Source organism: Tenacibaculum sp. AHE14PA (assembly GCF_019278465.1).
Classification (GTDB): Bacteria; Bacteroidota; Bacteroidia; order Flavobacteriales; family Flavobacteriaceae; genus Polaribacter; species Polaribacter bernardetii.
Map to the genome: position 1 here is coordinate 1,495,406 of NZ_CP058983.1, position 14,692 is coordinate 1,510,097.

A 14,692-nucleotide genomic window follows, 5' to 3' on the forward strand; every position below is an offset into this window, starting at 1 on the left:
ATTTACTGTACTTTACTTATCAATTCATCTAAAGAACAAGTAGTTTGCTCTCCGTTTACCATATCTTTTAAAACAAACATATCGTTTTTAATAGTAGTTACCACATATTGTATGTCTCTACTACCAACGTATTTCCATTGTTTTTTCTCTTGTTTATTGCTTGTCGCGGTATCAGGGTACAACTCTGATTTTATGTTATGCGCTCTTAATTTCTTAATAGCTTTTATCTTCGATAGATTTTCTGCTTCATCAAAATTTAAAAATAACACTCTTGGTTTTGGCAACTCAACCTCTTCAAATAAATTTAATTCTTCCATTACCAAGTAAATTCTGTCTAACCCGAAAGAAATACCTACGCCACTTACATCCTTTAATCCGAAGATTCCTGTTAAATCGTCATAACGACCTCCGCCACCGATAGACCCCATTTTTACACCTTCTGGTGGTGCTACTTCATAAATGGCACCTGTGTAATAATTTAATCCGCGAGCTAAAGTTACATCTAACGTTAACGAAGCAGACGCCAACCCTATTTCTTCTATCATCTCTACAACAGTACGTAATTCTTGTACACCTGCCAATCCTTCATCTGAAGCTTGTAACATTTCTTGCAAAGACGCTAACTTATCTTGATTAGTTCCTGAAAAATTAAATAACGGATCTACTTTTACAATAGCATATTCAGAAATTCCTTTTTCAAGCATTTCTTTTACAACACCTTCTTTACCAATTTTATCTAACTTATCTAAAGCAACCGTAAAATCGATTAATTTATCTTTTGCGCCAATTACCTCAGCAATACCAGATAATATTTTTCGGTTATTGATTTTTATAGTCGCACCGTTTAAACCTAACTTACTAAAAACAGTATCATATAACTGTACAAATTCTACTTCTTGCAATAATGATTTACTTCCTACTACATCCGCATCACATTGATAAAACTCTCTGAAACGTCCTTTTTGCGGACGATCTGCTCTCCAAACTGGTTGAATTTGGTATCTTTTAAAAGGAAACGTAATATCGTTTTGGTGCTGTACCACGTAACGTGCAAACGGCACTGTTAAGTCGTAACGCAAAGCTTTTTCAGATATTTTTGAAGTCGTTTTAAGACTGTTTTTTTCTGTTAATAAAGCTTCGTCTACTTTTTTTAAATAATCTCCAGAATTTAAAATCTTAAAAATTAAACGATCTCCTTCTTCTCCATACTTTCCCATTAAGGTTGATGAGTTTTCGAAACTTGGTGTTTCGATAGGCTGGAATCCGAAATTTTCAAACGCGTGTTTGATCGTATTAAATATGTAATTTCTTTTTGCTACTTCACTTGATGAAAAATCTCTGGTTCCCTTTGGGATTGATGGTTTCATAGTTAATTATGAATTGTGGATTATAAATCGTGAGTTTTTCTCAAAACTTAAAATCTGTAATTTTTAAACGTTTGTATTCTGTTACTTAAAAGTAAGTTTTCACAAGAGTAAAATACTTAATCTAACTTAGTTGACAAATATCTGAATTTATAGGCGAATTATAAAGTTTTATTTACGCGTTTTAATCGATAAATAGCTGCGTTTAATTCAAACCCTAAAAGCAGTATAATTGCGTTTAACCACACAAACAACATTAAGATTAACAATGTACCAATAGAACCATAAAGTTGGTTATATGTTGCGAATTTTACCACATAAATTCCGAATAAATAAAAAGAAAATAAAGATAACACTGTGGTTAAAATTGCTCCTGGCGAAAAGAACCTCACTTCCCTTCCTTGTTTGGTTCCGAAACGAAAGAGTAACGAAACAATTGTAAAAATCATTATTAAGAATAATAAACCTCTACCCCAATAAAAAAAATCTAAATCACTCGTCTCTAACCATCCTATTTCATTGATTCTAGACAATGCTAGTTGGTAAAAAATAATAGCAACTACCGTTATTATCAAGAAAAAAGACATCAATAACGAAACACCTAGCGATACAATATAGGCTACAAAAACACTTCTAAATTCTGTTACATGGTATGAATATTCGAATCCGCCAAAAATGGCATTTACTCCGTTTGTCATTAAAAAAATTGACGCTAAGAATCCAAATGATAATAAACCACCATACTGGTTGTTAATAATATCTTTTAATACCAAATCTACAGCCTCAAAGGTTTCTGGAGGCAGCATTTCTTGAATTAACCAAAAGAGATTATCCTGAAACCCATCAATAGGTATGTAAGGTATTAACGACAAGATAAATAGCATAAAAGGAAAAATTGCCATAAAAAAACTAAAAGCAATACCACCAGCTCTAGTAGTTAAAGCACCTTTTACAATACCAATAACATACATTTCTAGCACGTCATATAAAGACATTCCTTCTAACCCTGGTATTTTAATTTTTTTTCCAAAAACTACTAACAAGTTTAATACTGGTACTTTTTCTAAATTATCTTCTATTTGTTTTGTCATTTATTAAGTTTCGAAGATTTTAAAGTTCTTTTATTAATTACTATTCCGCTTTAAACTTTGGTAAAAGCATGCATTATTTACTTTAATAGTTGATATGTCTCTCTCGGTTTACCTCAAAAGCACATTAAAAAATAAAGAGTAGTCTTAACCTGAATCAAGTTCTCACTAAAACTATTCAATAACAATATTATGTTTTTGTAACAATCCTATAACATTCTCTTTTGAAAACTTTGCTTTTTTAAGCTTATTATTATCAGGATCAATACTAAAATTAAAGGCGGTTTTAAAATCTACCTTTTCTAATATTGAGCGATCAAATATGGCACTTTTTAAATCGCACGTATCAAAAAATGAATTTGTAAGATCTGTTTCTGTAAAATCAACCTCTTGCAAATTACAATTTACAAATTTTGTGTTTGGTATTTTTAACTTATAAAATGATGAGAAATTTAATTGACAGTCTTTAAAACTAAACTGCAATAAAAACGAATCACATTCATTAAATTTTACACCAATCATTTTACATTTTACAAAAGACGCTTCCTTAAAAGCGCTATTTGTTACAATGGTATTACTAAAATTACAATCGATAAATTCACATTCTACAAATTGGATATTTGACGCATGTACGTTTTCGAAACTACAGTTCTCGAACGTACAATTATCGTATTCCCCCTTTTTGATTTTTGTTTCGTTAAAATCAATTTTTGTAAATGTTTCGCTATCGAAGTAATCGTTCATTTTAAAATAACCTTAGAGTGTTTATGAGCACTAAAACATCTCGATACAAATTTATTCGTTCCTCTTAATTTACTCGATGTGACAACCTCACAATTGTAAATATCATTTTTTTTTTTAAACACTGAGTAAAAATCTCTGCAAAAAATCATTCATTACCTAAGATTTACTCGATGTGACAACCAAACTATTGTAATCCTCTAGCTTTTAACATTGGAGCCGCTTTTGGATTTCTTCCTGCAAAAGTATTATACATTTTAGCGTAATCCATCGTGTTTCCTTTTGATAAAACTTGCTCGCGGAATTTCTGTCCGTTTTCACGCGTTAACAATCCGTTATCTTTAAACCAATCATAAGCATCGTGACTTAACATCTCTGTCCATAAATACGAATAATAACCAGCTGCGTAGCCACCGCTAAAAACATGTGCGAAATATGTAGAACGATATCTTGGCGGAACTTCTGCTATTTTTAATTGCATCTTTTTTAAAGCATCTTCTTCAAACTTAGCAACATCCTCTATCTTTTCATCAGCAGAAACAGTATGCCAATTCATATCTAAACTAGAAGAACATAAGTTTTCTATCATCGAATATCCTTGATTAAAAGTTCCGGCATCTTTAATTTTCTTTAATAAATCAGCAGGTATTACTTCTCCTGTTTTATAATGCACCGCATAATTATTTAATATCTCTGGATGTGTTGACCAGTTTTCGTTAAACTGAGATGGGAACTCAACAAAATCTCTCGCTGTACTTGTTCCTGAAATTGATGCATATTGTTGATTACCGAATAAACCGTGTAATGCATGTCCGAATTCATGAAACATAGTTTCAACTTCACCAAAACTAATTAAAGCCGGTTCACCTGCTGCTGGCTTTGGCGAATTACATACATTATATATTACTGGTTTTTGATTGCGTAACTTAGATTGTTTTACGAAAGCACTCATCCAAGCGCCACCACGTTTACTATCTCTTGCAAAGAAATCTCCATAATATAATCCTAACTTAGATCCATCTTCTTCAAACAACTCATACACCACAACATCTGGATGGTAAACCGGAATATCGGTGCGTTTTTTAAATGTAATTCCGTATAACTTAGTAGCTGCATAAAAAACACCTTTCTCTAATACATTTGTTACTTCAAAATAAGGCTTTACCTCCTCTTCATTAAGATTATATTTAGATTTACGCACTTTTTCAGCGTAATGATTCCAATCGTAAGCCGCTAATTTAAAATCGTTTCCTTCTTTTTTAATTTCAGCCTGAATTTCTTTAGTTTCTGAAGCAACTTTATCTAAAGCACCCGGAATTAATCCGCTAAACATTTTAAAAACCTCGTCTGGTGTTCCTGCCATTGTTCCCTGTAAACTCCAACTTGCATAGTTTTTAAAACCTAAAATCTGCGCTTTGTTTGCTCGTAAAGCAACCATTTTTTTAACCAACTCACTTGTGTCATATTCACCAGCATCTGATCTATGAATAGATTTTTCTAACAACTCTTTACGAACTTCTCTGTTTTCTAAAGTTTGTAATGATGGTTGTTGACTTGTATTAATTAACTGAATTTCATATTTACCGTCTTTATTTAACGACTTAATTTTTTCTTCAGAAAATCCTTTTAACTTTTCTTTATCAGTAATAACAACACCTCCTTTTTTACTTGCATCTAATAATTTTTTACCAAAATCATTTGCCAAGCTTGCTATTTCTGAGTTAATTTCTTTTAACTTCTCTTTTTTATCTTCTGATAAATCAGCTCCTGCTTTAGAAAAATTCTTATAATATTCTTTTACCAAATGTTTAGATTCAGCATCTAATTGTAAACTATCTACATTATTATAAACAGTTTTAATTTTAGCAAACAATGCGGTATTTAGTAAAATATCATCATTGTGTTTAGAAAATTTTGGCGCTAACTCTTTCTGAATCTCTTTAATTGTATCGTTTGTATTAGCTCCTGCTAATCCATAAAAAACAGCGGTAACTCTATCTAGAGTTTTACTACTTTCTTCTAAACTTAAAATAGTATTTTTAAAAGTTGCTGTCTCTGTATTTTCAACAATTTCTTTAATTGTTTCATTTTGCAATTTCATACCTTCTAAAATAGCTGGCATAAAATGTTCATTTTTTATCTTCGTAAAATCTGGCGCACCATAATCTAATGTGCTTTTAACTAATAACGGATTTTCTACAGCCATATTCGTTTTTGTTTCTTTTTTAGCTTCTTTAGTATTACATGAAATTGCCAATACTAAGGTTGCTAGTATAATTATATGTTTTTTCATTTTGATAAAATTAAATTAATCAACTGCTTTTAAACTTAAATCTAAATTATAAACCGAATGTGTTAAGGCGCCTGATGATATAAAATCTACACCACACTCAGCATACTCACGAATTGTTTCTTCATTAATTCCGCCAGAAGATTCTGTTAAGCAAGTATTACCTATTAAGGCAACCGCTTTACGTGTATCTTCATAATTAAAATTATCTATTAAAATACGATACACTCCTTCGTTCGATAAAATCTCTTTAATTTCTTCTAAACTACGCGCTTCTACTATAATTTTAATATCTAAACCTTTCTCTGCTAAATATTTTTTTGTTTTAGTAATTGCTGGTGTAATTCCGCCTGCAAAATCGATATGATTGTCTTTTATCATTACCATATCATACAATGCAAATCTGTGATTTTCTCCGCCACCAATTTTAACTGCCCATTTTTCTATAGCACGAATACCTGGCGTTGTTTTACGAGTGTCTAAAACTTTTGTTTTTGTTCCTTCTAATAAATTAGCAAAAAATTTCGTTTTCGTTGCAATGGCACTCATACGTTGCATTGCATTTAACACCAAACGCTCTGCCATTAAAATAGATTGTGATTTTCCTGACACATAAAAAACAACATCCCCGTATTTTACTTCATCTCCGTCGTTAATTAATGTTTCTATTTGCAAATCAGCATCAACATAATTAAAAACCATTTTGGCAAATTCTACTCCAGCTATAATTCCGTCATCTTTAACCAATAATTTTGCTTTACCAGTAGCGTCCGAAGGAATACAAGAAAGTGATGTATGATCTCCATCGCCAATATCTTCGCGAATAGCATTAACAATAATTAAATCTAGTTCTTTATTAAATTGTTCTTTTGATATCATGTTTTCAATAATTCTGACGTAAAAATACTAATTCGTAGTGCATAATTCATAATTTTACAGCATGAAAATAAAACTAATAGCCATTGGTAAAACTGATGATAAAAATTTGATTCAGTTGATTGATAATTATCAAAACAGATTAAAACATTATGTTAAGTTTGAACTAGAGGTTATACCTGACATTAAAAATGTTAAGAATCTTAGTGAATCTCAACAAAAAGAAAAAGAAGGTGAATTAATTTTGGCTAAACTTCAAAACACCGATCAACTTGTTTTATTAGATGATAAAGGAAAACATTTTACATCTATTGAATTCTCTCAATATTTACAAAAAAAGATGAATTCAGGTATTAAACAATTAGTTTTAGTAATTGGTGGGCCTTACGGATTTTCGGATGCGGTATACAAAAAAGCAAATGGGAAGTTATCTTTATCTAAAATGACCTTCTCGCATCAAATGATACGTTTATTTATTGTGGAACAAGTTTATCGTGGCTTTACTATTCTTAAGAATGAACCCTATCATCATGAGTAATTAAGCTACTTTTTCGGGACCATAAAGTTCTTAAAAAAACAACTATTTTTTTATTTAAATTTTTGTAATTTTGTCGCCCCAAAAAAGTGTATTAAATATTACAATAAATAAATCAAAATGAAAACATTAAAATTTTTATTAACCGCTGTTTTTTTCATCTTTTTCGCTAGTTTACAACAAGTAAATGCTCAAAACGAAATTAAATTATTAAAATCACAAGTAGAAGACAAAAAAGATCAAATTGACGCTAACGAAGAAGTTTTAGTTAGTGGTGTTAGAGCTTTAAAACGTGTAACTGCTAATTTAGAAGACTTCAAGAAAGGTAAAAACACTACTAAAGAAGAGATTAAAAGAAAAGAAAAGATTGTTTCAAGCATGCAAAGTAGGTTAACTAGGTTAAATGCTCAAATCGACATGCAAAAAGATGATTTAGCTGCTATTGAAAGAAAACTAGAAAGAAAAACTAGAAAGAGCTCTCCGAAAGTAGCTAAGGTAGTTACTGAAAAAACCGTTGTAAATAACAGTGTAAACAACACAGTAAGCGAATTAGCTTTACGTAAAAAACAATTAGAAGACGCTCGTTTAAAGTTAGAAAATGATCGTAAAGCAAAAGAAATTGCTTATTTAAAACAACAAGAATCGTTACGTTTAGAGGCTGAAAAATTAAAACAATTAGACAACCAAATTAAGGCTGAAGAAAAATCTATCGTTAAAGAAAAAGGAACTTTAATTAGTGATTACGAAGATGATATTAGTATTAATGAAGAAATTTTAACAAGCGGAAAAGAAGGTTTAGCTAGAATGAATGCTAAATTAGAAAAAGCTAAAAAAGACCCATCTACTTCTAAAGAGAGTATTGCTCGTAAAGAAGCTATTATAGTTAAAATTAAAGATCGTTTAATTAAAATACAAGAAGAAATTAATGCTAAGAAATTAGAACTAAATAAATTAAAAGGTTAAGAACTCTTAATTATTCCTTTAAAAAAGCTGAAATTTAGAAACATCTAAATTTCGGCTTTTTTATTATACTTAATTTATTATTTTTTTACCAATCTATAAATAACAATTATATCTAAAATGGTTGTTGGTATTAGTAAAAAAGCGCCCACACCCGCTAAAAATAATGTAACCAAACAAACACCTAGTATTATCTCTAAAACTCCATTAACCTGAATTAAAGTACCTAATTTAGTTTTTAACTTCAATAGACTAGCTCCAAATATTATTTGAATTATTCCAAAAACTAACAACTCAACAACAGTTATTGTAACTATTAATCCATCAGAAAAATATATTAAAAAAATATCATACAACTCTGCTAAAACGTATGCTAACATAAAAATGTAAACAATAATTTCTAATAACTTATATGAATATAATTTTGCTATTTTTAAAAACCCCCTAAAAAATATTACAAATGTTATTGATGAAATTATTTTAATACTTGTATATATTACTACACCAGTATAAATTTCGCCTTCAATATAACTATACAGGTCTATAGTTGTTTCAATAAAACCAAACACAAGATATATAATTCCAAAAATCCAAGCTGTGTTTAACACCTTTCTGTCATACTCGTTAATTTCTATATCATTTGTAAAACTACTTATATCAAAATCTGCTTCTAACGCCTCTAAAATTGTTTTAATAGTAAAACTTCTCGGAGAGGTTTCTCCGGCTTCTATTCTTTGAATCGTACGCACATTGATATTACATTTTTCTACTAGCTCTTCTTGAGTTAAACCTTTTTGTTTTCTTAATTCAGAAATTTTCTTTCCTAATGCTGGCTGTTTCATAATAAGTAAATTTTTATTTTCCATACAATCTTACTTTAGCTTTTCTTTTTTATGAAACATTTTAATTGATTTTAACCCGACATTTACACGACGTTCCTTTATTAACAACACCTACAGAGATTTGTTATTTTGATAAAAATAAAAATATTAATTACAAAGATGATAAAAAACAATACATTTGTTTACATTAAAAATTGATTAATGAAACTTGTTTTTGCCACAAATAATCTAAACAAACTAGCGGAAGTTAAAAAAATGCTTCCTAAAAATATTGAGCTATTATCTTTAAACGATATTCAATGTTTTGATGACATTGAAGAAACTGCAACCACTTTAGATGGTAATGCAAAAATAAAAGCAGATCATATTACCAGTAAATTTAACTTTAATTGTTTTGCTGATGATACTGGTCTAGAAGTTGAAAGCTTAAACGGAGCCCCAGGTGTATATTCTGCTCGTTATGCAGGTGAACCAAGTAATTCAGAGAACAACATGCAAAAAATGCTAACTGAGTTAAACGGAAAAGAAAATAGAACAGCACAATTTAGAACCTCAATATGTTTAAATTTAAACGGCAAACAGTTTTTATTTAATGGTATTTGTAAAGGGAGTATCTTAACTAAAAAGCAAGGAGAAAAAGGATTTGGATACGATCCTATTTTTCAACCTGAAGGATTTAAGCAATCATTTGCAGAGATGAGTTCTGAAGAAAAAAACACTATTAGTCACCGTGGATTAGCCATTAAAAAATTAGTTGAATTTTTAAAATCAATCAACTAATTGACGTCTTCTAAAAAACACACAAAATATTTTATTTTCTTATCAGTTATGCTGATTTTTTTCTTGTTCTTAAATATTAGTTTAGGATCAGTATCAATTCCTATTGATGATATTTTTAACGCATTAACTGGTGGTGTTGCCTCTAAAGACAGTTGGCAAACCATTATTTTAAATTTCCGACTACCTAAAGCTGTTACAGCGATTATGGTTGGTTCTGGTTTGTCAATCTGCGGATTACTAATGCAAACCTTATTCCGAAACCCATTGGCTGGCCCTTTTGTTTTAGGTATTTCTTCGGGTGCAAGTTTTGGCGTAGCTTTACTTATTTTGGGCTCTGGCTTATTTGGCGGTATTTTTGTTTCAATCGCTTTTTCTAATTGGGCGTTAGCAATCGCTGCTAGTTTAGGTTCTTTCTTTGTCTTATTTGCTGTAATTATCGCAGCTAACAAAGTTAGAAACACGATGTCTATATTAATTATAGGTTTAATGTTTGGCTCATTAACCTCTGCAGTAATAAGTGTTTTATCTTACTTTAGTGAAGCCGAACAAATTCAACAATACATGTTTTGGAGTTTTGGTAGCTTAGGTAATTTAACTTGGACAGAACTTACTGTTTTCGGAATTATTTATAGCATTGGTATTTTAGGCACATTTAGTATTATAAAACCTTTAAATAGTTTTTTGCTAGGTGAAAATTACGCAAAAAGCTTAGGTATCAATATTAAAAAAAGTAGAAATATTATTTTATTAATCACCAGTTTATTAACCGGTGTTATTACTGCTTTTTCGGGTCCAATTGCTTTTATAGGCTTAGCAGTTCCTCATATTTCTAAAATGATTTTTTCTACTTCTAACCATAAAACACTTTTACCCGCAACAGCTCTTTTAGGAGCAATAGTGTTACTAATTTGCGATGCTATTGCTCAGCTACCTACAAGCGAGTTTACTTTACCTATAAACGCAATCACCTCTTTATTTGGTGCTCCTGTAGTTATTTGGCTGTTGGTACGAAAAAAGAAAATATATGTATAAATTTGGCTGATTCTAAAAAACATATCGTTCTTAATATTGAAAACCTTGCAATAGGTTATCAAACAAAAAAGCAACAAACTGTAATTGCTTCTGACATTAATTTTTCTGTAGAAAAAGGAACGTTTGTAGCTTTATTGGGTAAAAACGGAATTGGAAAATCTACCTTACTGCGCACACTTTCTAAAGTTCAAAAACCATTAAGTGGAAGTATAAAAATTAATCAAAAAAACATTTCTGATTATTCACATCACGAACTAGCTACTTCTTTAAGCTTGGTTTTAACAGAGCGCTTACCTCAAAGCCAATTAACGGTTTTCGAATTAATCGCCTTAGGACGTCAGCCATACACAAATTGGATAGATAAATTATCAGCCAAAGATCTCAAAAAAATTCTTTGGGCAATTGAACAAACAGCTATTGAGCATTTAAAAGATAAACGTTTTTATGAACTAAGTGATGGGCAACTACAACGTGTGCTTATCGCTCGTGCATTGGCTCAAGATACTGACATCATTATTTTAGATGAACCAACTGCTCATCTAGATATTCATCATACCATTAAAATATTCTCACTCTTAAAACAGTTAGTCGAAAAAACAGGAAAAACTATTGTTATTTCTACTCACGAAGTAAACCTTGCTATTCAGTTAGCTGATGAGTTTATTTTACTTTCTGAAAATAAAATTTACAGCGGAACATCTAAAGAATTAATCAATCAAAATGCTTTTGAGCAATTATTTCCTAAAGAATTGATAAGTTTTAACAAAACATTAGAACAATTCGTCATAAAGAAAAATTAAATTTGAATTTCTGTAACATTTCGTTACTTTTAGATACTAATCAAACCAAAATCTTAATTAAATATTAATGAAAAAACTACTTTATTTAGCAAGTGCTTTTGCATTTGTAGCTTGTGGAGCAAGTAAAGATACCGCTAGCACCGAAACTAATGACACTACTATAGATTATGCAGCGAAATATGCAAAAACTATTACAGCTAAAGATTTAGGAAAACATTTATTTATATATGCTTCTGATGAATTTGAAGGGCGTAATACTGGTGAGCCTGGTCAGAAAAAAGCTGTTAACTATTTAAGAGACTTTTATAAAAGCGAAGGAATTGTATCTCCTTTAGAAAATGATAACTATTTTCAAAAAGTTCCTTCTGCTTACTTAAGTAATAATCGTAGAGGAATGAAATTAAATGACTCTGAAAATGTTGTTGCTTTTATTAAAGGAACAGAAAAACCAGAAGAGATTTTAGTAATTTCTGCACATTTAGATCATGAAGGTGTTAAAAACGGAAAAATTTATAATGGTGCAGATGATGACGGTTCAGGTACAGTTGCCATTTTAGAAATTGCTGAAGCTTTTAAACAAGCTTATAACGAAGGTAAAAAACCAAAACGTTCTATTTTATTTTTACATGTTACAGGTGAAGAAAAAGGTTTATTAGGTTCTAAGTATTATACTGAAAATCCTATTTTCCCTTTAGCGAATACCGTTACTAATTTAAATATTGATATGATTGGTAGAGTTGATGACCGTCATAAAGGAAATCCTAATTATGTATATTTAATTGGTGCTGATAAGTTAAGTACTGAGTTACATGACATTTCTGAAGCAATGAATAATAAATACACAAATGTAGCTTTAGACTATAAATATAACGACGAAAAAGATCCGAATCGTTACTACTATCGTTCAGACCATTATAATTTTGCTAAGAATAACATTCCTGTTATTTTCTATTTTAACGGTACACATGATGATTACCACCAGCCAACAGATACTCCTGATAAGATTAACTACGAGATGTTAGAAAACAGAACTCGTTTGGTTTTTCATACAGCATGGGAACTTGCAAATCGCGAGAATCGTGTAATTGTTGATAAAGGAGAAACAACAAAGTAAAAAACATATTTTAGTATAAAAAACTCACCAAATTGGTGAGTTTTTTGTTTTTATACTTTTTTGAATTATGAATCTGTATTTCTTTTATTTAACTCCGTTTTTTAGGTTGATAAAAATAACCTCATCAAATTCCTCTTCTAAAAAGGTTATTGCTTTTTTACTTCGTATTCCTGATTTACAATACACAACTAAAGGTTTTTCAATATTTAACTCTTTAAATCGATTTTGTAATTCTCCTAAAGGAATATGCTGTCCGTTTATATGATGTTGTTCTCGCTCCCAATTTTCACGCACATCTAATAAATTATACTTCGGTAAATTCTTTTGAAGCTCATCAAAAGTAATTTCATTCTTAACTGCTTTTATTCCGCAGAAAAAATCATAATCTTTTTCTAATGCTGTAACCGCTATATTGGTTGATTTCTGAAATTTTAAAATCATTTGACGCATAGTCAACGTATCATACATCAATAATTTATTGGCTAAAACCTCTCCTATTTCGCAAATTATCTTAATAGTTTCATTTGCTTGCAAACTACCAATAATCCCTGGTAACACACCTAAAACTCCAATTTCAGAACAGTTTGGAGACTCATCTGGTTTTGGTGGTGTCGGATATAAACATCTATACGTAGCACTTCCTTGATAATTAAATACACTAACCTGCCCTTCAAACTTAAAAATAGCGCCGTACACCAATGGTTTTTTGGTAATTACAGCGGCATCGTTTGTTAAATAACGGGTAGAAAAATTATCACTTCCATCTACAATAACATCATATTTTTCAAACAAAGAAATGGCATTTTTGTTGGTTAATTTTTCTTTATATACTTTAAAGTTTACAAACGGATTTAACCTCGATAATCGCTTTGCAGCTGTTTCAGCCTTCGACAAGCCAATATCATCAATGGTATATAAAATTTGACGCTGCAAATTACTTTGATCAATAATATCGTCATCTATAATTCCGATTGTTCCAACACCTGCTGCTGTTAAATACTGTAATACAGGGCAACCCAATCCGCCAGCACCAATCACCAAAACTTTTGCTTGCTTTAATTTTAATTGACCTGTTTCTCCTATTTTATCTAAAATAAGATGACGATTATATTGTTTTTGTTCTTCGTTGGTTAAATTCATTATTTTTCTATTGACTCAAAATGTGCCCAATCTTTCCAAACGACTTCTAAACCTTTATCTTTTAACATTTTTACCACTTCCGCTGTGCTTCGTTCATCAGAAATTTCAAACTGTTCTAACGATTGTGGTTCTACGGTATAGCCTCCGGGATTCGTTTTAGATTCTGCGCTGATTGATGTAGCTCCTAAATTAACAATATTATTTCTAAAAATTTCACTTTCTCTGGTAGACATCGACAGTTCTACATCTTCGTCAAGTAAACGAAAAGCACAAATTAACTGCACCAAATCTGCATCAGTCATCTCTACTTTTGGCTCTAATCCGCCAGAATGTGGTCGTAACCTCGGAAAAGAAATAGAGTACTTCGTTTTCCAATACGTTTTTTGTAAATATTTTAAATGCAAGGCTGTAAAAAAACTATCGGCACGCCAATCTTCTAATCCGAATAAAGCACCTAAACCTATTTTATGAATCCCTGCTTTCCCTAATCTATCTGGTGTATCTAAACGATAATTAAAATTAGATTTTTTTCCCTTCGGATGATGTTTCTTATACTCATCTCTATGATACGTTTCTTGATAAACTAATACAGCATACAATCCTGCTTCAATTAACGATTCGTATTCATCCTGATCTAAAGGTTGTACTTCAATCGTAATATTTGAAAACTGAGAACGAATTAATTCAATTGAATTTTTAATATAATTAACACCAACTGTTTTATTCGCTTCACCGGTAACTAATAATATATGATCGTAGCCTTTTTCTTTTAAGAAAGCCACTTCTTTTAAAATCTCTGAATCTGTTAACGTTCGTCTGGGTATTTTGTTGGTCATACTAAAGCCGCAATACGTACAAATATTCTGACATTCGTTACTCAAATACATGGGCGCATACATTTGTATAGTATTGCCAAATCGTTTTTTAGTAAGCATACTACTTTTCTGAGCTAATTGCTCGATATACGGTCGCGCAGCAGGAGATATTAACGCTTTAAAATCTTCTAAATCGATTTTGTCTTTCATTAAAGCACTTTCAACCTCAACCGCTGTTTTATTGAAAATACCTTGTAAAGTATCTTCCCAATTATAAGTATCAAAAAGTTCTTTAAAATTACTCATAATTTAATT

14 protein-coding genes are annotated in these 14,692 nt (G+C 30.6%); 6 read left to right on the forward strand and 8 right to left on the reverse strand.

Features of this window, described 5'->3' with window-relative positions; translation table 11 throughout:
* Positions 1-2 precede the first annotated feature (2 nt).
* From hisS to nadC, 5 genes are all read right to left on the reverse strand, one after another.
* Entirely contained in the window at positions 3-1,367 is a 1,365-nt protein-coding gene (gene hisS / locus H0I30_RS06905; protein ID WP_218771150.1) for a histidine--tRNA ligase, read from the reverse strand.
* 158 nt (positions 1,368-1,525) lie between these two features.
* On the reverse strand, positions 1,526-2,455 hold the full coding sequence (locus H0I30_RS06910) for a YihY/virulence factor BrkB family protein (protein WP_218771151.1): 930 nt from the start codon (positions 2,453-2,455) through the stop codon (positions 1,526-1,528).
* A gap of 171 nt (positions 2,456-2,626) precedes the next feature.
* Entirely contained in the window at positions 2,627-3,196 is a 570-nt protein-coding gene (locus H0I30_RS06915; protein WP_218771152.1) for a pentapeptide repeat-containing protein, read from the reverse strand.
* Positions 3,197-3,380: 184 nt separating this feature from the next.
* A complete protein-coding gene (locus H0I30_RS06920) occupies positions 3,381-5,486 on the reverse strand; it encodes a M3 family metallopeptidase (protein WP_218771153.1) in 2,106 nt (701 codons plus the stop codon).
* Positions 5,487-5,501: 15 nt separating this feature from the next.
* Positions 5,502-6,362, reverse strand: coding sequence for a carboxylating nicotinate-nucleotide diphosphorylase (nadC, locus tag H0I30_RS06925; RefSeq protein WP_218771154.1), 861 nt, complete (start codon positions 6,360-6,362; stop codon positions 5,502-5,504).
* A 61-nt stretch (positions 6,363-6,423) separates the two neighbouring features.
* On the opposite strand from nadC, the gene rlmH reads away from it, so the two are divergent.
* Together rlmH and H0I30_RS06935 are read left to right on the forward strand one after the other, a co-directional pair.
* Positions 6,424-6,897: a 23S rRNA (pseudouridine(1915)-N(3))-methyltransferase RlmH gene (gene rlmH / locus H0I30_RS06930; RefSeq protein ID WP_218771155.1), complete on the forward strand. Its 474-nt coding sequence runs from the start codon at positions 6,424-6,426 to the stop codon at positions 6,895-6,897.
* Between the two features lie 117 nt (positions 6,898-7,014).
* Positions 7,015-7,857, forward strand: coding sequence for a hypothetical protein (locus H0I30_RS06935; RefSeq protein ID WP_218771156.1), 843 nt, complete (start codon positions 7,015-7,017; stop codon positions 7,855-7,857).
* Between the two features lie 77 nt (positions 7,858-7,934).
* Here H0I30_RS06935 and H0I30_RS06940 read toward each other — a convergent pair whose 3' ends face one another.
* Positions 7,935-8,696 (reverse strand): helix-turn-helix domain-containing protein, encoded by a 762-nt coding sequence (locus H0I30_RS06940; RefSeq protein WP_218771157.1) that lies wholly within the window; start codon positions 8,694-8,696, stop codon positions 7,935-7,937.
* 201 nt (positions 8,697-8,897) lie between these two features.
* Here H0I30_RS06940 and H0I30_RS06945 point away from each other — a divergent pair, with 201 nt between their 5' ends.
* From H0I30_RS06945 to H0I30_RS06960, 4 genes are all read left to right on the forward strand, one after another.
* Positions 8,898-9,476 (forward strand): non-canonical purine NTP diphosphatase, encoded by a 579-nt coding sequence (locus H0I30_RS06945; RefSeq protein WP_218771158.1) that lies wholly within the window; start codon positions 8,898-8,900, stop codon positions 9,474-9,476.
* Positions 9,477-10,508: a FecCD family ABC transporter permease gene (locus H0I30_RS06950; protein ID WP_370624080.1), complete on the forward strand. Its 1,032-nt coding sequence runs from the start codon at positions 9,477-9,479 to the stop codon at positions 10,506-10,508.
* A 2-nt stretch (positions 10,509-10,510) separates the two neighbouring features.
* The gene (locus H0I30_RS06955) at positions 10,511-11,308 is read left to right on the forward strand and encodes an ABC transporter ATP-binding protein (RefSeq protein ID WP_218771159.1); all 798 of its coding nucleotides are present in this window, start codon (positions 10,511-10,513) and stop codon (positions 11,306-11,308) included.
* A 67-nt stretch (positions 11,309-11,375) separates the two neighbouring features.
* Positions 11,376-12,422: a M28 family metallopeptidase gene (locus H0I30_RS06960; protein WP_218771160.1), complete on the forward strand. Its 1,047-nt coding sequence runs from the start codon at positions 11,376-11,378 to the stop codon at positions 12,420-12,422.
* Positions 12,423-12,506: 84 nt separating this feature from the next.
* Here H0I30_RS06960 and moeB read toward each other — a convergent pair whose 3' ends face one another.
* Both moeB and thiH read right to left on the reverse strand, forming a co-directional pair.
* Entirely contained in the window at positions 12,507-13,562 is a 1,056-nt protein-coding gene (gene moeB, locus H0I30_RS06965) for a molybdopterin-synthase adenylyltransferase MoeB (protein ID WP_218771161.1), read from the reverse strand.
* Positions 13,562-14,683, reverse strand: a complete 1,122-nt coding sequence (gene thiH / locus H0I30_RS06970) for a 2-iminoacetate synthase ThiH (RefSeq protein ID WP_218771162.1) — start codon at positions 14,681-14,683, stop codon at positions 13,562-13,564. The genes moeB and thiH overlap by 1 nt, the downstream gene beginning before the upstream one ends.
* Between the last annotated feature and the right edge of the window lie 9 nt (positions 14,684-14,692).